The sequence below is a fragment of the Stenotrophomonas sp. C-A genome (assembly GCF_054030835.1).
In genome coordinates this window covers 472,971-493,657 of the sequence record NZ_CM132916.1, presented here as the reverse complement: position 1 = coordinate 493,657, position 20,687 = coordinate 472,971, and the positions used below count along the sequence as shown (strand labels likewise).

The window sequence follows — 20,687 nt, the reverse complement described above, 5'->3', positions numbered from 1 at the left end:
CTCTACATCCGATCAGGGCGCCCTGGGTGGCAGACGGTTGACGCTGGCGATCTCGTCCAGCCACACATGGTGCTGCTGCACCGGCGTGTCGTAGTCATCCAGGCGCAGCTGGCCGTTGCTGCCTTCGTCGCCGGCGTCATTGCGGTACTGCTGCACGGTCGGTTTCACCGCCACGGTGCCGAGCAGGCGGCGACCATCGTGCAGGGTCAATTGCACCTGCGTTTCGCCTTCCAGCTGCGGCAACAGGGCTTCCAGGCGCGCGATCTGCGCCGGATCGGTATGGATGCGGGGAGCTATACGGGACATCGGCGACCTCCTGCGTGCAGGGTCGCCGATCGGCCGTGAATGCTCAGTGCAGCGCGCTGTCCGCGCGTGGCACCTGCACCTTGCGTACCGCAGCCACCAGCTGTGCCACCGAGTACGGCTTGGCGACATGTTCCTGGAAGCCTGACGCCAGCGCTCGGCGCCGGTCGTCGGCACGTGCCAGCGCGGTCACGGCAACCGCCGGCAGGGTCATCGCATCCACGCCCATGTCCTCGCGCAGCGTGCGCACCAGGCCATAGCCATCCATGCCCGGCATGCCGATGTCGGTCAGCATCACGTGGTACTGCAGGTGCCCGGTATCAGCCAGCAACGCCAGCGCTTCACCGGCCGAGCTGGCGGCCGACACGCTCGCGCCCTGCTCTTCCAGCATGCGCCGCAGGTACTCCAGCACTTCCGGCTGGTCTTCCACCGCCAGCACATGCATGCCACGCAGCGGGTACGGTTCGACGATCACCGGCTCCAGGATCGGCCCGCTGATCACTTCGCGCAGCGGGCGCCGCTCGGCATCGGGAATGTGCTGCGGCAGGCAAACAGTGAAGGTGGCGCCGTGGCCATGGCCTTCGCTGGCAGCGGTGACGGTACCGCCATGCAGTTCGACCAGCTGCTGCACGATCGCCAGGCCCAGGCCGAGGCCGCCATGGCGTCGGGTGGTGGTGCCATCGGCCTGACGGAAGCGGCTGAACAGATGATTGAGGAATTCGGGCGCGATGCCGTCGCCGGTGTCACGCACGGTGATCACCCAGTGGTTGCCATCGGCCTGCAGCCGCAGCTCGATGCGGCCTTCGGCCGGGGTGAACTTGATCGCATTCGACAGCAGGTTCCACAACACCTGCTGCAGGCGGGTGGCATCGCCCAGCACAAGGCTGGGCTGCTCCGGCAGCAGCAGGCTAACGTCCAGCGCCTTGCCTTCGGCGACCAGCTCCTGCGCGCCGATGGCTTCGCCCAGCAGGTCGCGCAGGTCCAGTATCTCCACCTCCAGCTGCACCTTGCCCAGCAGCATGCTGCTGAGATCGAGCATGTCCGAGATCAGCCGCTTCTGCGCACCGGCGCTGTTGGCGATCACATTCAGGCCCTTGTACAGCGGGCTGGTGTTGTCCACGCGCTGCAGCAGCAGCTCGCTCCAACCGAGGATGGTGGTCAGCGGCGTGCGAAGCTCGTGCGACAGCGTGGCCAGGAATTCGTCCTTCAACCGCGCCATGTTCTCTGCGGCACTGCGCGCGGCACGCTCGGACTGCAGCAGCTCCTCGCGGGCCAGTTCGATCTCGCGGCGTTCGGTCACGTCCGGGCTGCTGCCGGCCAGGCCGATGAAGCGGCCCATCCGCGAGAAGCGCGGGCGTGCGTTCATCTCCAGCCAACGCCACTCGCCATCGGCGCGTCGGGCCCGCACCAGCGCATGCATCGACCGCTGCGCCTTCAGTGCTTCCTGCAGCTCGTACTCGAACACCGATGCATCGTCCGGATGCACCAGGCCACGCCAGACATCTTCCGGTACGCGGGTTTCGTCACCGCCGAAGAACTCACTGAAAGCGCTGTTGACGAAACGGGCATGGCCGCGCTCGTCCAGCACCCACACCGGCATCGGCAGGCCGTCGGCCAGTGCGCTGAAGCGGGCTTCGCTTTCGCCCAGCTCCACTTCCATCTGCTTGCGTGCGGTGATGTCGAAGAACAGGATGCCGACCTTGTCTTCGCCCGGACGGCCCACGCGCACCGCATCAACCGCGAACGAGCGGCCCAGCGCACGCGCTTCCATCTCGAACTGGGCGGGGCGGCCACTGCGCGCGACCTCGCCGGCGTCTGTGCAGGCCGGATTGGAAGCACAGCATCTTCCAAAGCGCGTATTCACAGCGTCAAGCGCCGTCAGTCATGGTTGACGTCGATGAATTGGCGGCAACCGCCCTTGCGCACGACGCAATCGGCCATTGCGGTGGCCCGGCCACAGGATCACACTCGATCTGTGATCAACATCGTCCCCAGCGCGGGGACGCAGGAGACCGTCATGAAACGCTCACTCGCGATTGCCCTGCTGGCAGGCGCCCTGGTGGCGGGCGGCGCCAACGCTGCACCGCGCACCGTGACCGATGCGGACGCGCCACGCGCGTTGCAGGCCGATGGCCCGGTCAGCGTGAAATGGGAGGATCCGGCCAAATTCACCGAGATCCGCCAGAGCACCAACCGCTTCGAGGCCGAACGCGGTGACTGGGTGCAGCAGCTGGCCCGCTACCTGCAGACCACCGCTGCCAAGCCGCTGCAGCCTGGGCAGACCCTCGATGTGACCCTGGTCGACATCAAGCGTGCCGGTGACTACGAGCCGTGGCACGGCCCGCGTGGCCGCGACATCCGGATCATGCGCGATATCTACCCGCCGCGGATCAGCCTGCAGTACACGTTGAAGGACGCCAGCGGCCGTATCGTCAGCGAGGGCGATGCGCGCCTCAGCGATACCGGCTACCTGCACAACCTGGGGCTGAAGAGCGACAGTGATCCGCTGCGCTACGAGAAGCGCCTGATCGATGACTGGGTGAAGCGCCAGCTGGCCAGCCAGGCCACCGCCGCGCGGTAATGCCGGGCGACGCGCCCCACCGGGCTGCCGAGGCAATGCCTGGCAACGCGACCCAGCGGTAGGTGTCGACCTTGGTCGACACGCATTAGACGGCGCCGACCAAGGTCGGCCGCTACCGGAGCCGAGCGTGGGCTCGGCTCTACACGTATACCTTGGCCACGCGCTTGACCGCGCACGGCAGCTGGTACGCGCTCACGCCGCAACGCGGCGCCAGTTCGGACAGCGTCGGTGCGCTGCCCCACAGTTCCACCACGCTGCCGATGCCGGCCTGTGCATATGCGGTCAGGTCCACCGTCAGCATGTCCATCGACACGCGCCCGATCAGCGCACCGGGCTGGCCGTCGATCAGCACCGGGGTGCCATTCGGGGCGAACTGCGGATAACCGTCGGCATAGCCGAGCGCGACCACACCCACGCGGGTGCGCGCCTTGGCCACGAAGCGTGCGCCATAGCCCACCGGCTCACCCGCCTCGATCCAGCGCTCGGCGATCACCTTCGACTGCATCGTCATCACCGGGCGCAGGCGCTCGGTCAGTGCCGTGTTGTCCGGCAGCGGATTGGCGCCGTACAGCATCAGGCCCGGACGCACCCAGTCGCTGCGTACATCCGGCCAGCCCAGCAGCGCCGGCGAGTTGCACACGCTGGTCTCGCCACCCAGGCCGTCGATGGCCCGCGCGAAGGTCGCGGCCTGTTCGTGGGTGCGTTCGCTGTCCAGCTCATCGGCGCGCGCCAGGTGGGTCATCAGCACGATGCGCTCGACCTGCGGCAGCGCCGACAGGCGTGCATGCGCGGCACGGAAGCTGTCCACGTCCAGGCCGAGGCGATGCATGCCACTGTCCAGCTTCAGCCACACCGTCAACGGGCGCGGGCTGTCGAAGGCAGCAACGGCCTCCAGTTGCCACGGCGAACCGACAGCGAACCAGAAGTCATGCTCGGCCACCAGCGCCATGTCGCTGGGCTCGAAGATGCCTTCCAGCAGCAGGATTGGCGCACGGATGCCGGCCTGGCGCAGCTCCAGTGCCTCTTCGATGGTAGCCACGCCGAAGCCATCGGCCTCGTCTTCCAGCGCCTGCGCACAGCGCACCGCGCCATGCCCATAGGCATCGGCCTTGATGATCGCCAGGGCCTTGCCACCGCCCAGTTCACGGGCGAGCCGGTAGTTGCTGCGCAGGGCGCCCAGATCGATCAGCGCGCGGGCAGGACGCATGTGCGGTTCTCTTGTTGCGGCGCGTGACCGTACTGGCCGTAGCGGAAAATATCCAGGCCTTCGGTGCTGATCTGCGGCTGGCGCGCGCTCATCAGGTCGGCCAGGTAGCGACCCGAGCCGCAGGCCATGGTCCAGCCCAGCGTGCCGTGGCCGGTGTTGAGGTACAGGTTGCGGAACGGCGTGGCGCCGATCACCGGCGTACCGTCCGGCGTGGCCGGGCGCAGGCCGGTCCAGAACTGCGCACGCGACAGGTCGCCGCCCTTCGGGTAGAGATCGCTGACCACCAGCTCCAGGGTTTCGCGGCGGCGCTGCGACAGCGACAGGTCGAAGCCGGCCACTTCGGCCATGCCACCGACGCGGATACGGTCGTCGAAGCGGGTCACCGCCACCTTGTAGCTCTCGTCGAGAATGGTCGAGGTCGGCGCCATCGCCGGGTCGGTGATCGGCAGGGTCAGTGAGTAGCCCTTCAGCGGGTACACCGGCAGGCGCATGCCCAGCGATGCGACCAGCGCCGGCGAATAGCTGCCGAGCGCGACCACGAAGCGGTCGGCGGTTTCCAGCTTGCCGTCGATGCGCACGCCGGTGATGCGGTCGCCATCGAACTCCAGGCCGGTGATGTCCTGGTCGAAGCGGAACTCGACACCGGCATCCACGCACATCTGCGCCAGGCGGCGGGTGAACAGCTGGCAGTCGCCGGTCTGGTCACGCGGCAGGCGCAGCGCGCCGACCAGGCCATCGACGTGGGCCAGGGCCGGCTCGGCCTGGATGATGCCGGCGCGGTCCAGCACCTCGTACGGCACGCCGTACTGGGCCAGGATCTCGATGTCCTGCGCCGAGGCATCCAGCTGCTGCTGGGTACGGAACAGCTGGGTGGTGCCCAGGTCGCGGCCTTCGAATTCGATGCCGATCTGCGCACGCAGCTCGTTCAGGCAGTCGCGGCTGTACTCGGACATGCGCACCATGCGCGCCTTGTTGATCGCGTAGCGCTCATGGGTGCAGTTGCGCAGCATCTGCCACAGCCAACGGTACTGGGCCAGGTCCATGCCCGGCTTGATCGCCAGCGGCGCGTGCTTCTCGAACAGCCAGCCGATGGCCTTCTTCGGCACGCCCGGGGCCGCCCACGGCGAGGTGTAGCCGAACGACAGCTGGCCGGCATTGGCGAAGCTGGTTTCCAGCGCCGGGCCGGGCTGACGGTCGATGACCGTGACTTCAAACCCGGCCTGTCGCAGGTACCAGGCACTGGTGGTGCCGATCACGCCGCTGCCGAGAACTAGGACTCGCATGGGACTTCTCCAACCCGATCATTCCCTGCACTGGAGCGTGCCGGGACCATAATTGGGGAAGTATAGACAGCCATTCCCAGTTGATTTGCCTGTTTTGAAATCAACCGGCAGGATGTTCTCCTGCAATTCATTCCCCAAGGTTGACGGCCATGGCCACCCGTACCCGCGAACTGGACAAGATCGACCGCAAGATCCTGCGCATCCTGCAGGCCGAGGGCCGTATCTCCTTCACCGAACTGGGCGAGCGGGTCGGCCTGTCGACCACGCCGTGCACCGAGCGTGTGCGCCGGCTCGAGCGCGAAGCGGTGATTACCGGCTACCACGCCCACCTCGACCCGGCCGCGGTGAAGGCCAGCCTGCTGGTGTTCGTGGAGATCAGCCTGGCCTACAAGTCCGGCGACATCTTCGAGGAGTTCCGGCGTGCGGCGCTGAAGCTGCCCAACGTGCTGGAGTGCCACCTGGTATCGGGCGACTTCGATTACCTGCTGAAGGCGCGGATCAGCGAAATGGCCTCCTACCGCAAGCTGCTCGGCAGCACGTTGCTGACGCTGCCGCATGTACGTGAGTCGAAGAGCTACATCGTGATGGAAGAAGTGAAGGAAACGCTGAGCCTGCCGATTCCGGATTGAGGCGGTCGCAGGATGGGGTCAGAGCCCGCGGTGCGGGGTCCGACCCCTGAGTCCGTCAGCGCTGCTGCGGATGCTTCTGCGAGCGCTGTTCCTGCTGCTTGCCGCCCTTGTGCGGCTGCTGTGGGTCCATCTGTTGCTGTTGCTGTTGCTGCTGTTGCTGCTGTTGCTGCTGTTGCTGCTGCGGGTTACGACCCTGCGGTTCCTTGCCGGGATGACGGTTCTGCTGGTTTTTCATGATTGCGATCCAGTGGACAAAGGACATGCGGCGGCGGAATGCCGGCGCAGGGCCACGGTGGTCCCGGAACGGTTAATCGCAGGCGAAAAAGCGGTGATCGCCAAAAGTCTGTTTTCGTGCGTTCAGCCCGCGCAACGCGCAGTAGCTGCCAACCTTGGCTTGGCACCCGAGGTCAGCGCTTGATCTGCTGGCCATCACCGGCTGGCACGCTGTCGTAATAACGGCCGGTGCGCGAGTCGAACACGCGGTTCGGGCCGGCCGGGCGCACGCCAGGCACGATGCGTCCATTGCGGTCATAGACCTTGTCGGCCGGCTTCGGTACCGGCGCCGGCGCGACCTGGGCGGGGCCGGTGGACTTGATCGGCTGCGCCGGCTGCGGCGAGGGCAGTACCTGCGGCTGCGGGCGGGCAGCCTGTGGCGGAGGTGCCACCGGTTGCGGTGCCACGGTGGTGGCACTGCGGGTGGCGGTCGGGCTCGACGATGTAGGTACCTGGGCCTGCGCTACCAGGGGCAGCAGGCCCATCAACAGCAGGGGAAGGCTCGGTTTCATGTCACGCTCCGGCGTGTATCGCATTCACCTTGCGCCTGCACCTGTGTGCCGCCCATGAACGGCCATCACACTTGCAAGCGCGCGCCGGCACCCCCACGTTTTCCGCCATCCCCAGGCCATCGACCCCACGGAGCGCCGCCATGACCGCCTTCGACCTGACGCCCCCCACCGCCACCCAGACCGAGGCGCTCGTTGCCGGCCTCAGTGGCGAAGAACGCCGCGTGCTGCTGCAGCACGGCACCGAGGCGCCGTTCTGCGGTGTGTTCCTCGACAACAAGCGCGAGGGCGTCTACTGCTGTCGTCTGTGCGCACTGCCGCTGTTCCGCTCCAGCACCAAGTTCGATTCCGGCACCGGCTGGCCCAGCTTCTTTGCCCCGTTCGACCCGGCGCACGTGCGCGAGATCCGCGATACCAGTCACGGCATGGTGCGCACCGAGATCACCTGCGCGCGCTGCGGCAGCCACTTGGGCCACGTGTTCCCGGACGGTCCGCCGCCCACCTACGAGCGCCACTGCCTGAACTCCGTCTCACTTTCGTTCACCGGCAATGGCGAGCCCTGGCCCGACCCGTTGCAGCGTGGCGGCGCGGAAAGTGGCGTGGCGGGCTGAAACACCCCGCTGACCGATTTCACAGAATTCCCTCTTCAGAAAACCGGGCGACGGGCCGACAAGGAGATATCCCCTCTCCTTGCGTCGCCCCATGCTCATCATCGTTGGATTCCTGGTCGTCATCATCAGCGTGATCGGGGGCTATCTCGGTGCCCACGGCCGCCTGGGTGCCCTCTGGCAGCCCTACGAGCTGGTCATCATCGGCGGCGCCGCACTCGGTGCCTTCCTGGTCGGTACCCCGGCCAAGACGGTCAAGCAGACCCTGCAGGCCATGGTCGGCGTGTTCAAGGGCCCGCGCTACAAGCAGCAGGACTACATCGACGTCCTCAGCCTGCTCTATGAACTGCTCAACAAGGCCCGCCGCGAAGGCTTCATGGCGCTGGAAGACCATGTCGAGCGGCCGGCCGAGAGCGCGCTGTTCGGCAACTACCCCAAGGTGCAGGCCGACCACCACCTGATCGACTTCATCACCGACTGCCTGCGCCTGATGATCGGCAGCAACATCGAGCCGCACGAGCTGGAACCGCTGCTGGAACTGGAGCTGGAAAAGCACCACGCCGAAGCCATGGCGCCGTCGCAGGTGCTGACCAAGGTCGCCGACGGATTGCCCGGTTTCGGCATCGTGGCGGCGGTGCTGGGCATCGTCATCACCATGGGCTCGATCGGTGGCGACATCGTCGAGGTCGGTGGCCACGTCGCCGGTGCGCTGGTCGGCACCTTCCTCGGCATCCTGCTGGGCTACGGTTTCGTGGGCCCGATGGCAGCCGCGATGGAGGCCCGCGCCGAGCAGGACAGCCGCATCTACGAATCGGTCAAGACCGCCCTGCTGGCCTGCCTGCGCGGCTACAACCCGAAGATCGCGCTGGAATTCGCCCGCAAGACGCTGCCGTCGAACGTGCGCCCCGCCTTCTCCGATTTCGAGCAGCACCTGAAGACGGTCAAGTAAGCCATGGCCGAGACCAAGCCCACTGTCATCGTCCGCCGGGTCAAGAAGGCCGGCCACGCCGCCCATCATGGCGGTTCGTGGAAGGTGGCCTATGCCGACTTCGTGACCGCGATGATGGCGTTCTTCCTGGTGTTGTGGCTGATGGCCACCACCAACAAGAACGACCGTGCAGCCATATCCGAGTATTTCCGCAACCCCAGCCCGCTGAGCGGGCAGAACGCCACGCCGGCCCCCGGCATGGCCGGCCCGGGCGGCGCCAGCACCTCGATGATCAAGCTGGGCGGTGCCACCGACATCTCCCGGGGCAGCAGCAACGATCCCTTCCAGAACCAGAAGGAAGCGGTGCCACAGCCGGTGGACCAGCAGCAGCGCGACAAGCAGCAGCTGGAAGCACTGATGAAGGAACTGCAGGAAGCAATCAGCAAGAGCCAGGCACTGGAGCCGTTCAAGGACCAGCTGCTGCTGGACCTGACCCCGGAAGGCCTGCGCATCCAGATCGTGGACAAGCAGAACCGGCCGATGTTCGATCTCGGCAGCGCCACGCTGAAGCCCTATACGCAGCAGATCCTGCACGAGCTGGCGAACTACCTGAACCACGTGCCGAACCGGATCAGCCTGACCGGCCACACCGACATCACCGCCTATTCCGCCGCACGCGGCTACGGCAACTGGGAACTGAGCGCAGACCGTGCCAATGCCGCACGCCGCGCGCTGATCGATGGTGGCCTGGACGACAGCAAGATCACCCGCGTGGTCGGCCTGTCCTCCTCGGTACTGTTCGACAAGGCCGACCCGCAGAACCCGATCAACCGCCGCATCAGCATCGTGGTGATGACCCAGGCTGCCGAAGCGGCCGCCCTGGCCGGTGCCGGCCCGCAGGTGGGGCTGTCGGCGCCGACCGCCGACCCGGATGTGCAGGCCGCGCAGGGGCCGGCAAAGTAAACGGTAGGTGCGGACCTTGGTCCGCACCCACCAAGGGCATCACCCGGCGCACCCGCTACAATGGCGGTCTTTCCGTTTCCAGGTGACCCCACCCCATGTCCCAGAACTCCAAGGCCAAGCGCGACAAGCGCAAGAAGCAGCAGGCCAAGCGTCCGTTCCTGCGCCTGAACGCCCAGCAGCAGGTGCAGAACCATGCCGTGCTGACCAACGAAGACGGCCAGGTGGTCGCGGCCATCGGCCTGCAGGGCCGTGAATGGCTGCTGGCCATCGGCGGCCAGACCATGGGCAACGCCGAAAACCCGGTGCCGATGCTGGCCATGCTCAAGCACCTGTCCAACGTGCAGGAAAAGGAAGGCCGCAAGGTCAACCTGGAGTACTCCGAGCTGCTGCAGAAGCTGCTGGACACCCTGGCAGCCGAATCCGAGCAGACCGCAGACGAGTACCTGGACAAGCTGGTCGCCGAGTTCGAGACCGTGGAAGCCGAAGAAGGCGAAGAAGCCGCCGAGGCCGCCGAAGGCGAAGTGGTTGAAGCTGCTGCCGAGGCCACCCCGGCCGCTGACAGCGACAGCAAGCCGCAGGCCTGAACCGGCCGCGGCGGTGACGGTCTACGTCGATGACGCGGTGCATCCCTGGCGCGGACAGCGCTGGGCGCACCTGATGGCCGACACCCTGGCCGAGCTGCACGCGATGGCGGCGCAGCTCGGCATTCCCCCGCGGGCCTTCCAGAACAAGGCCAGCGGTGCGCACTACGATGTCACTTCCGAGCTGCGCGCGCAGGCCATCGCGCTCGGTGCGCGGGCAATTTCCCGGCACGCCGACCGTGACCTGGTCAAAGCGGTGATTGCCAACGCCAGGGCGCAGTACCGGCCGTAGGCGCGCTGCCGTTTGCCTCCTGTAGAGCCGAGCCCATGCTCGGCTGCTCTACGCGGACTGCAGCCGAGCGCGGGCTCGGCTCTATATGCGCAGCGCTGCCGGTCCGATCAGAACGGGTCGCTGCCCAGGCGGATTTCCACGTTCAGCAGCGAGCACAGCGCCAGCATCGCGTCGTCGTCGCGGGTCAGCGCCATCACACCGGTGAAGCCGTCGCTGCCGGCATCCACGCTCCACAGCGTGTAGTTGTGCTCGCGCAGGCGGTCGAAGGCGGTGGACATCAGCTGCACGCCGTCCAGGTCTTCGGCGAAGTCCTCGTCGTCCAGGTCGCCACCCCAGTCCAGCTGCAGGTTGAAGCGCGCCGACAGCTCGTTCACCGCCGACTGCAGCGATTCCAGGTCATCGCGCTCGACCTCGAAGCCGGACTGCCAGGCGATGGCCGTGAACAGTGCCGGCACCCAGTCACTGTCCGCTTCCAGCGGCTGCCCGTCCTCGGCCAGGTGCTCGCGCCAGCGGTTGAACTGCTGCAGGGCCAGCTCTTCGTCGCCCGGGTTGATCAGCACCAGCAGGTTCCAGACCCGGGCCTCGAAGCCGTCTTCGTCGAAGTCGTGGATGTCTTCCTCGAAGTCGAAATAGTCGCTGTTGTCGGGCATGGCGGAACTTCCTCTGGGGCAGGCCGGCATTCTACGGTTTATCCTGTGCCGCTGAAGCCGGCCTTGGTGGCCGTCACTGTGAATGAAGCGATGAGCGATACCCCTCCCGACCACCTGGCGATCAACCCGGCCAGCCCCTTCCATGATGCGCAGGCGCTGGAGCGCGGCGTCGGCGTGCGTTTCAACGACGTCGAGCGCGACAACGTCGAGGAATACTCGGTCAGCGAAGGCTGGATCCGCGTGCAGGCCGGCAAGGCCCGCGACCGCCGCGGCAACCCGATGACCATCAAGGTCAAGGGCAAGGTCGAGGCGTATTTCCTGGAAACGAAGCCGGAGTAACCGGCTTTTGTAGAGTCGAGCCATGCTCGACTGCTTTCCGTTCCGGGTTCATGACGCCTGGGGCAAGAGCAGTCGAGCATGGCTCGACTCTACATCCGGCGTCATTCGCGCTTGCGCGATTCCAGCAGGTCCAGGTTGCGGATCAGGCGCCGCGAGATCTCATCGGAGATCACCCCGCGCCGGGTCAACCGGAACAGCTCCTCGCGCTCGGCATTGAGGCCGGCGCTGCGCAGCTGGCGGTAGCCCAGTTCCATGCGCCGCACCTTCTCCGGGTCCACGTCGGGCCCGTCGCTGTCCTTCTCCAGGTGGCGCTGGTACAGCAGGCTGACCCGCGAGGCGGCGTCGTTGTACAGCTGCACGTTCTCGGTGTTCTGGTTCATCACCATCTGCTGGCGCATGCGCTCGACCCCGGCCAGCGCCGCCTTCGACGACAGCCGGCGCGCCAGGTCTTCTTCCTTGCGCTCGCCCGAATCGGACGGCAGCTGCAGGCCCTTCAACAGCCGCGGCAGCGCGATGCTGGCGCCCAGCAGCGAGAACAGGATCACCGACGCGGCCAGGAAGATCACCAGGTCACGCGCCGGGAAGGCACTGCCATCGGGCAGGAACAGTGGCAGGGTCAACACACCGGCCAGGGTGATCGCACCGCGCACACCGGCCACCGAGGTTGCCACCACGATGCGCCAGTTCGGTGCCTCGCCCCGCTCCAGGCCGCGACGGCGCGCGCGCAGCAGGTTCCAGCGCAGCGACAGCCACACCCACAACAGGCGCAGCACGACCAGCGCCAGATTGATCACCACCACATACACCAGCAGCCACCACGCACTCTGGTGGCCGGTCTCGTTCATGGTGGTGGTGGCGCGTTCGACGATGCCCGGCAGCTGCTCGCCCAGCAGCACGAACATGATGCCGTTGAAGCTGAACTGCAGCATGTTCCAGACCCCGGCGCGCTGCACGCGCATGCTGCCGGAGACGCGGCCGGTCAACTCCACGTAGCTCATCGCGATGCCGGCGGCGACCGCAGCGAGGATGCCCGACGCATGGATCTCTTCGGCCAGCAGGTAGGCCGCGAACGGAATGAGCAGGTTGACCAGCATCGCCGCGCCCGGCTCTTCGCCGAAGCGACGCCACAGCCAACGCTGGAAGGTCGATACACCCAGCGTCACCGCCACGCCGACCGCCAATCCCGCCACCGCCACCCACACGAAGGTCAGCGAGGCCGTGGCCAACGAGAAGGTGCCGGTCATCACCGCCGCCACCGCAAAGCGGAAGCAGACCAGGCCGGACGCATCGTTCAGCAGCGACTCGCCCTCGAGGATGTGCATCAGGCGCTTGGGAATCGGTGCCTTGGACGCGATCGCACCGACTGCCACCGGATCGGTGGGTGACACGATCGCCGCCAGTGCGAAGCACACCGCCAGCGGCATCACCGGAATCAGCCAGTGGATCAGGAAGCCGGCGCCGATGACGGTGAACACCACCAGGCCGAAGGCCAGCTCGAGGATCGCGCCCTTGTCGCGGAACAGGCCCTGCTTGGGAATGCGCCAGCCATCCAGGAACAGCAGCGGCGGCAGGAACAGCAGGAAGAACACCTCCGGCTCCAGCGCATGGCCACGGTTGAACACCCCGGCGATCACCGCGCCCAGGCCGATCTGCACCAGCGGCAGCGGCAACGAAAACGGCAGGACGCGAACCAGGTAGCCGCTGGCGACAACGGCTACCAGCATCGCCAGGACGACTTCAATGGTATGCATGCTTCTTCCAGGAAGCGGCGCGCGGGGAGGCTCGGGAGCCAGCGCCGGAAACCCGGAAAAAACTACCACATGCGGCCACGACCGCGACGGCCGGGGCCGCCGCGCGTCAGCCCCGGCTCATGCCCCGTCGAAGCGGTACAGATCCATGGCGAGGAAGCCGGCATCGATACCGGCGTCGATGCGGCGTGCGCCGAAACCGCCCTCGCCGGCCGCGCCCATCGCGAAGAACAGCGGCAGCAGGTGCTCGTCGGTCGGGTGCGCGCGCTCGGCGAACGGCGCCTGCCGGCGGTAATCCAGCAGCGCCTGGCGGTCGTCGGCGGCCAGGCGCTGCTCCACCCATTCGATGAAGGGCCGCACGTACGGCGCTTCCTTGCCGTCCTGGTAGTCGCCCCAGTCGTGCAGGTTGTGGGTGATGCTGCCGGAGCCGACCAGCAGCACACCCTGTTCGCGCAGCGGCGCCAGCGCGCGGCCCAGCGCGAACTGGTGCTCGGGGCCGAGCAGCGGCTGGATCGACAGCGGTACCACCGGGATGTCGGCCTGCGGGCGCAGCAGCCGCAGCGGCACCCACGCGCCATGGTCGAGGCCACGCTGCGGGTCGAGGGCCACTGGCAGGCCGGCGGCGGCGATGCGGCCGGCCACCTCTTCGGCCAGCGCCGGATCACCCGGCGCCGGGTACTGCAGTTCGAACAGCGCGCGCGGGAAGCCACCGAAGTCGTGGATGGTGGGCGGCTGCGGATGCGCGCCGACCAGCGGCTGCCGGCCCAGCCAGTGCGCCGAGGCCATCACGATGGCACGCGGGGTCGGCAGATCCTGCGCCAGCTCAGCCAGGCGCACGCCGACCTGGCCCGGATGCAGGGCGGTCATCGGCGAGCCATGGGAGATGTACAACGAAGGCAGGCGGGTCATGGAATTCTCCAAATGCAGGATCAGGCGGCGATCAGCGCGAACGCAGGGTCCACTTGCCGTCGCCGACCAGGAACAGCACCACCAGCGCCAACGCCCAGAACGCCGGGTATTCCCAGCCGCCGCCGGCATTGGCGAAACCGAAACCGTTGGCGCCGTGCACGGTGACGATGGTGCCCAGCAGCAGCGGCACGCCGACCAGGCCCACCCAGCGCGCATAGACGCCCAGCAGCAGCGCGACAGTGATCACCAGCTCGACGCCGATGGTGAGGTAGCCGAGCGCGCCGGGCAGGCCCAGCGACTCGAAGTACGCCGCCGTGCCGGCCGGGGTGAATACCAGCAGCTTGGTCAGCGCATGGGCCAGGAACAGCACGCCCAGGGCCAGGCGCAGCAGGGTGGCGCCATACGGCGCCAGCGGCGAAACAGGAGCAGTCGTGGTGTGCATGGGGAAGCACCTCGGAGGGAATGGGCACAGGTTATTGCGCCTTCACGGGCCGATAAATACGATCGTTTGACCGTATTTATTTCAAAAGGCGCAACAATGGACACCCTCGAGGCGATGCGTGTGTTCGTGGCGGTGGTCGAGCGCAACGGCTTCAGCGCCGCCGCCCAGGCCCTGGACATGTCCACGGCCGGCGTCACCCGCCAGGTCGCCGCGCTGGAGAAGCGCCTGTCCACCCGCCTGCTCCACCGCACCACGCGCCGGGTCAGCCCGACCAGTGCCGGCGCCGCCTACTACGCCCAGTGCGTGCGCCTGCTGGCCGAATTCGACGCGCTGGAGGCCAGCATCGGCGCGCAGGCGCTGGAGCCCTCGGGCACGCTGCGCATCAACGCACCGGTCAGCTGGGGCATTGCCCGCCTCGGCCCGTTGCTGGCCAGCTACCGCGAACGCTTCCCGCAGGTGGAACTGGACCTGGCCCTGTCCGACCGCCTGGTGGACATGGTCGAGGAAGGCTACGACGTGGCCATCCGCATCACCCGCGAGCCCGGCCCCACGCTGATCGCACGCCGCCTGGGCGAATCGCGGGTGAGCCTGTGCGCCGCGCCGGCTTACCTGGCCGCACGCGGCACCCCACAGACCCCGCAGGACCTGCAGGCGCACGCGTGCCTGAGCTACAGCTACTGGGCCGCCGGCAACAACTGGCCGCTGCAGGGGCCCGGCGGTGAGGTGAAGGTGACGGTGAACAGCCTGCTGCACGCCAACAACGGCGACGTGCTGCGCGAAGCCGCGATTGCTGGCATGGGCGTGATCCTGCAGCCGGATTTCCTGCTGGAAGACGCGCTGGCCGATGGTCGCCTGGTGCGCATCCTGCCAGAGTGGGAGGCCTCGCCGATCGGCATCTTCGCGGTCTACACCAGCCGCAGCCACCTGGCACCGAAAGTGCGCAGTTTCATCGACCATCTGCTGGAAAGCGGGGTGTAGCCGAGTCTGGCGCTTGCCGGCCAGCGGCCGGCAAATACGAGATCCGCTCAGGCAGCGACTTCGTCCAGCGCATCGATGATCCGTTCCAGCGGGGCCGGCCGCCCCAGCAGGTAACCCTGCACCTGGTCGCAGCCGTGCGCAGCCAGCCAGTCCAGCTGTCCCGGCGTTTCCACGCCCTCGGCGATGATGGTCAGGCCCATGCTGTGGCCCAGCGACAACAGCGCGCGGCAGATCGAGGCATTGCGCGGATTGGTTTCCACATCAGCAACGAAACTGCGGTCGATCTTCAGGATGTCCAGCGGCAGGTGCTGCAGGTAGGACATGCTGGAATAGCCGGTACCGAAGTCATCCAGCGACACGCTGATGCCCTGCTCGTGCAGGCGCTGCATGGTCTGCATCGCCTGCGCGGGCTTGCGCATCAGGCTGCTCTCGGTCAGCTCCACGTGCAGCGCGCCGCGGGCCAGGCCGAACTCCTGCTGGGCGCGGGTGAACTCGGCCACCAGATCGCTGTTGAAGAACTGCACCGCCGACACGTTCACCGCGATCGGCAGCTCGCCCCAGCCGGCCTCGACCAGCCGTCGCTGCGCCTTGGCCGCCGCGCGGATCACCCAACGGCCCAGCGCCAGGATCAAACCGGTCTCCTCGCACAGCTGGATGAACTCGTTGGGCGGGATGAAACTGCCGTCGGCCTGCGGCCAGCGCAGCAGCGCCTCCAGCGCCGCCGGGCTGCCATCGCTGGCATGCCGGATCGGCTGGAAGTACAGCTGGAATTCGTTGTCGATGGCCGCATGGATGCGCCCGGCCAGGCGCAGGCGGTCGGCCAGCCGCGTGGTCACCGCTGCGTCGAACCAGACCACCACGTTACCCTCGGCGCGCGCGGCGTGTGCGGCCTGCGCAGCCATGCCGATCACCTGTTCGGCCGAGTGGCCATCACCCGGCACATGCACGGCCACACCGATGCGCGGCTCGAACTGGTGCAGCGAATCCTTGCCGCGCATCGGCGCCGAGACGATCTGCAGCAGGTCGTCCAGCACGCGCTGGGTATCGTGCTCGGCACCGATGGCGAACACGAAGTCCTCGGCTGGCTGGAAGGCCAGCGTGCCGCAGCGCGCGCCCAGGCCACCGAGCCGGGTCGCCATCGACTGCAGCACCGCATCGCCGATCTCGCGGCCCAGCGTATCGGCCACCAGCTGCAGGCCGCGCAGCTGCACGAAGGCGATGGTGTAACCCTGTTCCTGCTCGTCCAGCTGCTCGGTCAATGCACGCACGTTGAGCAGGCCGGTGGCCGGGTTGTGCCGCGCCTGGTAGGCCAGGTCGCGCTCGTAGGCCAGCCGTTCGCTCACATCCTCGGCCAGCACCAGGCAGGCCGGCTGGCCATCGAAATCGAGCTTGGACAGGTGCGCGCGCACTTCGAACACGCTGCCATCCTTGCGCCGGTGCAGGCGCACGGTGGCGTCCTGCAGTTCGCCGACACGGGCCTTGGCGATCGCACCCTTCACCTCGTCCCAACCTTCGCGCGGGCGGATGTCGAGGATGCTCATCGCCAGGAACTCCTCGCGACTGTAGCCGTACTGGCGCACGGCGGCATCGTTGATCTCGATGAAGCGCAGCGTGTCCGGATCGAACACCCAGAACGGCGCCGGATTGCGGTCGAACAACAGGCGGAAGCGGCGTTCCACCTCGCTCATCTGCTCGCGGGCCTGGTAGCGCTCGCTGAGGTCGGTCAGCGCGCCGATCATGCGGCGCTCGCTGTCGGCCACCTCCACCCGCTGCCCACGTGCGCCCACCCAGCGCACTGCGCCCCCGGGCAGTATCAGGCGGAACACCTGGTCGAGCACCGCGCCACCGGCGAAGGCCTGGTCGAAGGCCTGCTGCAGGCGCACCGCGTCATCACGATGCACGCGCGCGAAGAAATCGGCCACCGGCAGCGCATCAGTCTGCACGCCGAAGATCTCGCGCGCCAGCGGCGACCAGCGCAGCAGCGCAGCGTCCTCGTCCACGTACCAGGTGCAGACGCGCCCGACCTGGTGCGCAAGACGCAGCTCAGCATGGCCCGTCTTCAGCTCCTCGGCCATCGCCTGCTGGCTGCGGGTGCTGCGGCGCACGGCGTACAGCAATACCAGCAACACCGCGATGTAGGCCAGTACGATCGCCACCGACGCCTGCAGGTAAGGCCACCAGGGCGCCAGCACGTCCTCGTCGGCCAGGCCGACCTGCACCGCCAGCGGGCTGCGTTCCAGCGTGCTGATGGTGATGATGCGCGGCACGCCGTCGACGACGCCCGGCATGCTGCCCAGTTCGACCACCGCCTGCTTGCCGAGCAGGTCGCGGCGCGGCAGGTCATAGCGGCGGCCCACCGTGCCATGCGGATCGGGTACGCGGGCCAGCATGTAGCCTTCGGCATCGCTGATCGAGACCAGGCCGTTGGGGCCGACATCGAGGCCGCCGACGATGCGCTGCAGTTCGCCGCAGCGCAGCCGCGCCAGCAACCAGCGGTCGCCGGCCATCGGCAGCGCCAGCGGCACCACCCAGCCACCGTCGCTGGCGCGCAGCGGCGGGCCGATGTACAGCGAACTGCCCAGGCCGCGGCGCTGCGGATCGGTCCATAGCGGCAGGTTCAGGTCCCCGTTGCCGGCCGTCAGGGCGCGGCCATAGCTGTCCAGCACCACGATGCTGTGCAGCTCGGCATGCCGGCGCAGCACGCCGCCGATGGAGGCATCCAGCAGCGCCGGCGCCTGCGCGGGCACACTGCGGAACACCTCAACGGCATCGGCGGCGATGCCGGACATCGCCCGCTCCAGGTTGCGCAGCTCCAGCGCCAGCAGGCGCTCGCTGCCCACCGCCAACGCACGGCTCTGGCGCTGTGCGGCCTCCAGCCGGCGGTGATGGTCGTTGGCCAGCATGGTGGCCAACCCGGCCACCAACAGAATGCCCAACAACACCCCGCCCCAGGTAATGGCGCGCAGCGGCCGGGCCAACGCCCGTTTCAGCGCGGGCATCGGTTGGTCTTCCTTGTGCAGTCGGCTGGCTTCATGCGCGAACGAATCCTCCACGTCCCCGACCTCAACGGCCGGCGGACGCCATTCTTGACGCCTGACCCCACCCCGCATGGCCACCTCCCCGTGTCCGCGCAGGGTTCCCGGGCCCAGCATGCACCACCCCGGTGACGGCGTGAAGATCGCTTCCGCGCGTTCAGCCAGATCCCGCACAGGGCAGGTGCCACAACGGGAGGGCCAGCCGGGGCGGAGCGGATTAGACTTGGGGTTTTCCGCTGCAAGAGAAGTCCATGTCCAAGCTGCGCCGTCCCACCCTGGCACTGGCCATTGTTGCCAGCCTGTCCCTGGCCGCCTGCGACCGCCCGGCCGATCCGGCCGCTGGCACCGCCAAGCCCGCCGATGTCGCGCCCGCTGCGGCCAAGCCGATGCTGGGCAGCTTCGGCTTCGATGCCAGCGGCATGGACCGCAGCATCAACGCGGGTGACGACTTCTTCGGCTTCGCCAACGGCACCTGGGTGAAGAACACCGAGATCCCGGCCGACCGCTCGCGCTTCGGCAGCTTCAACGTCATCGCCGAGAAGACCCTGGCCGACACCCGCGCCATTCTTGAAGGCGCCGCCGGCAACACCCAGGCCAGCGGTGACGACAAGCTGATCGGCGACTATTACGCAGCTTACATGGACGAGGCCGGCATCGAGCAGCACGGCATTGCGCCGGTACAGCCGCAGCTGAAGGCGATCGACGCGATCGCCGACAAGGCCGGCCTGGCCCGTGCCCTGGGCGGCGACGTGCGCGCCGACGTCGACCTGCTCAATGCGACCAACTTCTACACCGACCGCCTGTTCGGCCTGTGGGTGTCGGTGGACCTGCTGCAGCCGGACCGCAACGCGCCGTACCTGGTGCAGGGCGGTCTGGGCATGCCCGACCGCGACTTCTACCTGGGCGGTGGCCGCATGGCCGAGCTGCGCAAGCAGTACCAGGCCTACATCGCACAGATGCTGCAGCTGGCCGGCGTCGCCGATCCGGCGGGCAAGGCACAGCGCATTCTCGCGCTGGAAACGAAGATCGCGCAGGCGCACGCCACCCAGGAAGAAACCAATGACGTGACCAAGGGTGCCAATCCGTGGACCCAGGCCGACTTCAATGCCAAGGCGCCGGGCATGGACTGGAGCGCCTTCCTCGACGCGGCCGCACTGGGCAAGCAGCAGGACTTCATCGTCTGGCAGCCCAAGGCCGTGGCCGGCCTGTCCAAGCTGGTCGCCACCGAGCCGCTGGATGCCTGGAAGGACTACCTGGCCTTCCACGCGCTGGACCGCGCCGCTGCCTACCTGCCGAAGAAGTTCGCCGATGCCCGCTTCGCCTTCCACGGCACCGCGCTGAGCGGCACGCCGCAGCAGAGCGACCGCTGGAAGCGTGCGGTGGACGACGCCAACCATGCCGTCGGCGAAGCGATCGGCAAGCGTTACGTCGAGAAGCACTTCGACGCCAGGACCAAGGAACGCGCGGACGAGATGGCGAAGAACATCATCGCCGCCTTCGCCAAACGCATCGACGCGCTCGCATGGATGTCGCCGCAGACCAAGGCCAGCGCCAAGGCCAAGGTGGCCGGCCTGACCGTGGGCATGGGTTACCCGGAAAAGTGGCGTGATTACACCGGCCTGGAGATCCGCCGTGATGACGCGCTGGGCAATGCGCAGCGCGCCGAACTGTTCGAGTACCAGCGCAACATCGCCAAGCTGGGCAAGGCGGTCGACCACAGCGAGTGGGCGATGCTGCCGCAGACCATCAACGCGATGAACGTGCCGCTTGAGAACCGCCTGGTGTTCCCGGCCGCGATCCTGCAGCCGCCGTTCTTCGACGGTGCCGCCGACGACGCGGTGAACTACGGTGCGATCGGCGCAGTGATCGGCCACGAGATCAGCCACGGCTTCGACAACGCCGGCGCGCTGTTCGACGAAACCGGCAAGCTGCACAACTGGTGGACCGCCGAGGACCTGAAGCAGTTCAACGCCGCCGGTGATGCGCTGGCCGCGCAGTTCAGCAGCTACGAGCCGTTCCCGGGCGTGCATGTGAACGGCAAGCTGACCCTGGGCGAAAACATCGCCGACGTGGCCGGCCTGGGTACCGCCTACGACGCCTACCAGCTGTCGCTGCAGGGCAAGCCGGGCCAGACCCTGGAGGGCTTCACCCCGGACCAGCGCTTCTTCCTCGGCTTCGCCCAGGCGTGGCGCAGCAAGAGCCGCGAGCAGGCGCTGCGCAACTCGCTGCTGACCGATGTGCATGCACCGGGCCAGTTCCGCGCTCTCACCGTGCGCAACATCGACGCCTGGTACCCGGCGTTTGAAGTGAAGGAAGGCCAGAAGCTGTACCTGGCCCCGGACAAGCGGGTCAAGGTGTGGTGATGTAATGGGAACGGGCGCCGCAAGGCGCCCGTTTCATTTCCCGGTAGCGGCCAACCCTGGTCGGCA

At 67.6% G+C, this 20,687-nt stretch carries 20 protein-coding genes and 1 pseudogene; 11 read left to right on the top strand and 10 right to left on the bottom strand.

Annotated elements, in window-relative coordinates:
- Nucleotides 1–12: 12 nt before the first annotated feature.
- Together ACW5IY_RS02280 and ACW5IY_RS02275 are read right to left on the bottom strand one after the other, a co-directional pair.
- Entirely contained in the window at nt 13–306 is a 294-nt protein-coding gene (locus ACW5IY_RS02280) for a DUF3247 family protein (protein ID WP_010484115.1), read from the bottom strand.
- Nucleotides 307–349: 43 nt separating this feature from the next.
- Nucleotides 350–2,113 (bottom strand): annotated as a pseudogene (locus tag ACW5IY_RS02275) (hybrid sensor histidine kinase/response regulator); the annotation flags it as partial.
- A gap of 207 nt (nt 2,114–2,320) precedes the next feature.
- Between ACW5IY_RS02275 and ACW5IY_RS02270 the strand changes: the two are divergent.
- On the top strand, nt 2,321–2,884 hold the full coding sequence (locus tag ACW5IY_RS02270) for a DUF3016 domain-containing protein (RefSeq protein WP_010484117.1): 564 nt from the start codon (nt 2,321–2,323) through the stop codon (nt 2,882–2,884).
- Between the two features lie 139 nt (nt 2,885–3,023).
- Here ACW5IY_RS02270 and alr read toward each other — a convergent pair whose 3' ends face one another.
- Together alr and ACW5IY_RS02260 are read right to left on the bottom strand one after the other, a co-directional pair.
- Nucleotides 3,024–4,091 (bottom strand): alanine racemase, encoded by a 1,068-nt coding sequence (gene alr, locus ACW5IY_RS02265; RefSeq protein ID WP_049435165.1) that lies wholly within the window; start codon nt 4,089–4,091, stop codon nt 3,024–3,026.
- Nucleotides 4,070–5,374: a D-amino acid dehydrogenase gene (locus ACW5IY_RS02260; protein WP_032128742.1), complete on the bottom strand. Its 1,305-nt coding sequence runs from the start codon at nt 5,372–5,374 to the stop codon at nt 4,070–4,072. Before ACW5IY_RS02260 ends, alr begins: the two co-directional genes overlap by 22 nt.
- Nucleotides 5,375–5,523: 149 nt before the next feature.
- Here ACW5IY_RS02260 and ACW5IY_RS02255 point away from each other — a divergent pair, with 149 nt between their 5' ends.
- Nucleotides 5,524–6,003: an Lrp/AsnC ligand binding domain-containing protein gene (locus ACW5IY_RS02255; RefSeq protein WP_004140558.1), complete on the top strand. Its 480-nt coding sequence runs from the start codon at nt 5,524–5,526 to the stop codon at nt 6,001–6,003.
- A 70-nt stretch (nt 6,004–6,073) separates the two neighbouring features.
- Nucleotides 6,074–6,421, top strand: a complete 348-nt coding sequence (locus tag ACW5IY_RS02250; protein WP_197638488.1) for a hypothetical protein — start codon at nt 6,074–6,076, stop codon at nt 6,419–6,421.
- Here the strand turns inward: ACW5IY_RS02250 and ACW5IY_RS02245 are convergent.
- On the bottom strand, nt 6,411–6,788 hold the full coding sequence (locus ACW5IY_RS02245) for a hypothetical protein (protein WP_049435167.1): 378 nt from the start codon (nt 6,786–6,788) through the stop codon (nt 6,411–6,413). The genes ACW5IY_RS02250 and ACW5IY_RS02245 overlap by 11 nt on opposite strands.
- A gap of 140 nt (nt 6,789–6,928) precedes the next feature.
- Between ACW5IY_RS02245 and msrB the strand changes: the two genes are divergently transcribed.
- The 5 genes from msrB (at nt 6,929) to ACW5IY_RS02220 (ending at nt 10,157) form a co-directional block, all read left to right on the top strand.
- Entirely contained in the window at nt 6,929–7,396 is a 468-nt protein-coding gene (msrB, locus tag ACW5IY_RS02240; protein WP_010484122.1) for a peptide-methionine (R)-S-oxide reductase MsrB, read from the top strand.
- Between the two features lie 91 nt (nt 7,397–7,487).
- The gene (motA, locus tag ACW5IY_RS02235; protein WP_005407915.1) at nt 7,488–8,342 is read left to right on the top strand and encodes a flagellar motor stator protein MotA; all 855 of its coding nucleotides are present in this window, start codon (nt 7,488–7,490) and stop codon (nt 8,340–8,342) included.
- A 3-nt stretch (nt 8,343–8,345) separates the two neighbouring features.
- Nucleotides 8,346–9,284, top strand: a complete 939-nt coding sequence (motB, locus tag ACW5IY_RS02230) for a flagellar motor protein MotB (protein ID WP_049435168.1) — start codon at nt 8,346–8,348, stop codon at nt 9,282–9,284.
- Nucleotides 9,285–9,379: 95 nt separating this feature from the next.
- Nucleotides 9,380–9,868: a hypothetical protein gene (locus tag ACW5IY_RS02225; RefSeq protein ID WP_010484124.1), complete on the top strand. Its 489-nt coding sequence runs from the start codon at nt 9,380–9,382 to the stop codon at nt 9,866–9,868.
- A gap of 13 nt (nt 9,869–9,881) precedes the next feature.
- On the top strand, nt 9,882–10,157 hold the full coding sequence (locus ACW5IY_RS02220; protein ID WP_010484125.1) for a DUF4031 domain-containing protein: 276 nt from the start codon (nt 9,882–9,884) through the stop codon (nt 10,155–10,157).
- A gap of 107 nt (nt 10,158–10,264) precedes the next feature.
- On the opposite strand, the gene ACW5IY_RS02215 is transcribed toward ACW5IY_RS02220, so the two are convergent.
- Nucleotides 10,265–10,807, bottom strand: a complete 543-nt coding sequence (locus ACW5IY_RS02215) for a DUF6630 family protein (protein ID WP_049435169.1) — start codon at nt 10,805–10,807, stop codon at nt 10,265–10,267.
- A 90-nt stretch (nt 10,808–10,897) separates the two neighbouring features.
- Here ACW5IY_RS02215 and ACW5IY_RS02210 point away from each other — a divergent pair, with 90 nt between their 5' ends.
- Nucleotides 10,898–11,146, top strand: a complete 249-nt coding sequence (locus tag ACW5IY_RS02210) for a DUF3297 family protein (protein ID WP_012509930.1) — start codon at nt 10,898–10,900, stop codon at nt 11,144–11,146.
- A 101-nt stretch (nt 11,147–11,247) separates the two neighbouring features.
- Here the strand turns inward: ACW5IY_RS02210 and ACW5IY_RS02205 are convergent, their stop codons facing one another.
- From ACW5IY_RS02205 to ACW5IY_RS02195, 3 genes are all read right to left on the bottom strand, one after another.
- Nucleotides 11,248–12,897: a Na+/H+ antiporter gene (locus ACW5IY_RS02205; RefSeq protein WP_032128751.1), complete on the bottom strand. Its 1,650-nt coding sequence runs from the start codon at nt 12,895–12,897 to the stop codon at nt 11,248–11,250.
- Between the two features lie 117 nt (nt 12,898–13,014).
- Nucleotides 13,015–13,803 (bottom strand): dioxygenase family protein, encoded by a 789-nt coding sequence (locus ACW5IY_RS02200; protein WP_049435171.1) that lies wholly within the window; start codon nt 13,801–13,803, stop codon nt 13,015–13,017.
- A 31-nt stretch (nt 13,804–13,834) separates the two neighbouring features.
- Nucleotides 13,835–14,245 carry a DoxX family protein gene (locus tag ACW5IY_RS02195; protein WP_049435172.1) on the bottom strand — a complete coding sequence of 137 codons (411 nt, stop codon included), beginning with the start codon at nt 14,243–14,245 and terminating at the stop codon, nt 13,835–13,837.
- Between the two features lie 96 nt (nt 14,246–14,341).
- Between ACW5IY_RS02195 and ACW5IY_RS02190 the strand changes: the two genes are divergently transcribed.
- On the top strand, nt 14,342–15,223 hold the full coding sequence (locus tag ACW5IY_RS02190; protein ID WP_049435173.1) for a LysR family transcriptional regulator: 882 nt from the start codon (nt 14,342–14,344) through the stop codon (nt 15,221–15,223).
- Between the two features lie 47 nt (nt 15,224–15,270).
- On the opposite strand, the gene ACW5IY_RS02185 is transcribed toward ACW5IY_RS02190, so the two are convergent.
- Nucleotides 15,271–18,333, bottom strand: a complete 3,063-nt coding sequence (locus ACW5IY_RS02185; protein ID WP_049435185.1) for a bifunctional diguanylate cyclase/phosphodiesterase — start codon at nt 18,331–18,333, stop codon at nt 15,271–15,273.
- Between the two features lie 176 nt (nt 18,334–18,509).
- Between ACW5IY_RS02185 and ACW5IY_RS02180 the strand changes: the two genes are divergently transcribed.
- A complete protein-coding gene (locus ACW5IY_RS02180) occupies nt 18,510–20,621 on the top strand; it encodes a M13 family metallopeptidase (RefSeq protein ID WP_049435174.1) in 2,112 nt (703 codons plus the stop codon).
- The last annotated feature ends 66 nt before the right edge of the window (nt 20,622–20,687 follow it).

What these genes read in the sequence shown, in the direction of transcription:
- ACW5IY_RS02280 (WP_010484115.1), bottom strand. Translation starts at nt 306, where the DNA reads ATGTCCCGTATAGCTCCCCGCATCCATACCGATCCGGCGCAGATCGCG.
- ACW5IY_RS02270 (WP_010484117.1), top strand. Translation starts at nt 2,321, where the DNA reads ATGAAACGCTCACTCGCGATTGCCCTGCTGGCAGGCGCCCTGGTGGCG.
- alr (WP_049435165.1), bottom strand. Translation starts at nt 4,091, where the DNA reads ATGCGTCCTGCCCGCGCGCTGATCGATCTGGGCGCCCTGCGCAGCAAC.
- ACW5IY_RS02260 (WP_032128742.1), bottom strand. Translation starts at nt 5,374, where the DNA reads ATGCGAGTCCTAGTTCTCGGCAGCGGCGTGATCGGCACCACCAGTGCC.
- ACW5IY_RS02255 (WP_004140558.1), top strand. Translation starts at nt 5,524, where the DNA reads ATGGCCACCCGTACCCGCGAACTGGACAAGATCGACCGCAAGATCCTG.
- ACW5IY_RS02250 (WP_197638488.1), top strand. Translation starts at nt 6,074, where the DNA reads ATGCTTCTGCGAGCGCTGTTCCTGCTGCTTGCCGCCCTTGTGCGGCTG.
- ACW5IY_RS02245 (WP_049435167.1), bottom strand. Translation starts at nt 6,788, where the DNA reads ATGAAACCGAGCCTTCCCCTGCTGTTGATGGGCCTGCTGCCCCTGGTA.
- msrB (WP_010484122.1), top strand. Translation starts at nt 6,929, where the DNA reads ATGACCGCCTTCGACCTGACGCCCCCCACCGCCACCCAGACCGAGGCG.
- motA (WP_005407915.1), top strand. Translation starts at nt 7,488, where the DNA reads ATGCTCATCATCGTTGGATTCCTGGTCGTCATCATCAGCGTGATCGGG.
- motB (WP_049435168.1), top strand. Translation starts at nt 8,346, where the DNA reads ATGGCCGAGACCAAGCCCACTGTCATCGTCCGCCGGGTCAAGAAGGCC.
- ACW5IY_RS02225 (WP_010484124.1), top strand. Translation starts at nt 9,380, where the DNA reads ATGTCCCAGAACTCCAAGGCCAAGCGCGACAAGCGCAAGAAGCAGCAG.
- ACW5IY_RS02215 (WP_049435169.1), bottom strand. Translation starts at nt 10,807, where the DNA reads ATGCCCGACAACAGCGACTATTTCGACTTCGAGGAAGACATCCACGAC.
- ACW5IY_RS02210 (WP_012509930.1), top strand. Translation starts at nt 10,898, where the DNA reads ATGAGCGATACCCCTCCCGACCACCTGGCGATCAACCCGGCCAGCCCC.
- ACW5IY_RS02205 (WP_032128751.1), bottom strand. Translation starts at nt 12,897, where the DNA reads ATGCATACCATTGAAGTCGTCCTGGCGATGCTGGTAGCCGTTGTCGCC.
- ACW5IY_RS02200 (WP_049435171.1), bottom strand. Translation starts at nt 13,803, where the DNA reads ATGACCCGCCTGCCTTCGTTGTACATCTCCCATGGCTCGCCGATGACC.
- ACW5IY_RS02195 (WP_049435172.1), bottom strand. Translation starts at nt 14,245, where the DNA reads ATGCACACCACGACTGCTCCTGTTTCGCCGCTGGCGCCGTATGGCGCC.
- ACW5IY_RS02190 (WP_049435173.1), top strand. Translation starts at nt 14,342, where the DNA reads ATGGACACCCTCGAGGCGATGCGTGTGTTCGTGGCGGTGGTCGAGCGC.
- ACW5IY_RS02185 (WP_049435185.1), bottom strand. Translation starts at nt 18,333, where the DNA reads ATGCGGGGTGGGGTCAGGCGTCAAGAATGGCGTCCGCCGGCCGTTGAG.
- ACW5IY_RS02180 (WP_049435174.1), top strand. Translation starts at nt 18,510, where the DNA reads ATGTCCAAGCTGCGCCGTCCCACCCTGGCACTGGCCATTGTTGCCAGC.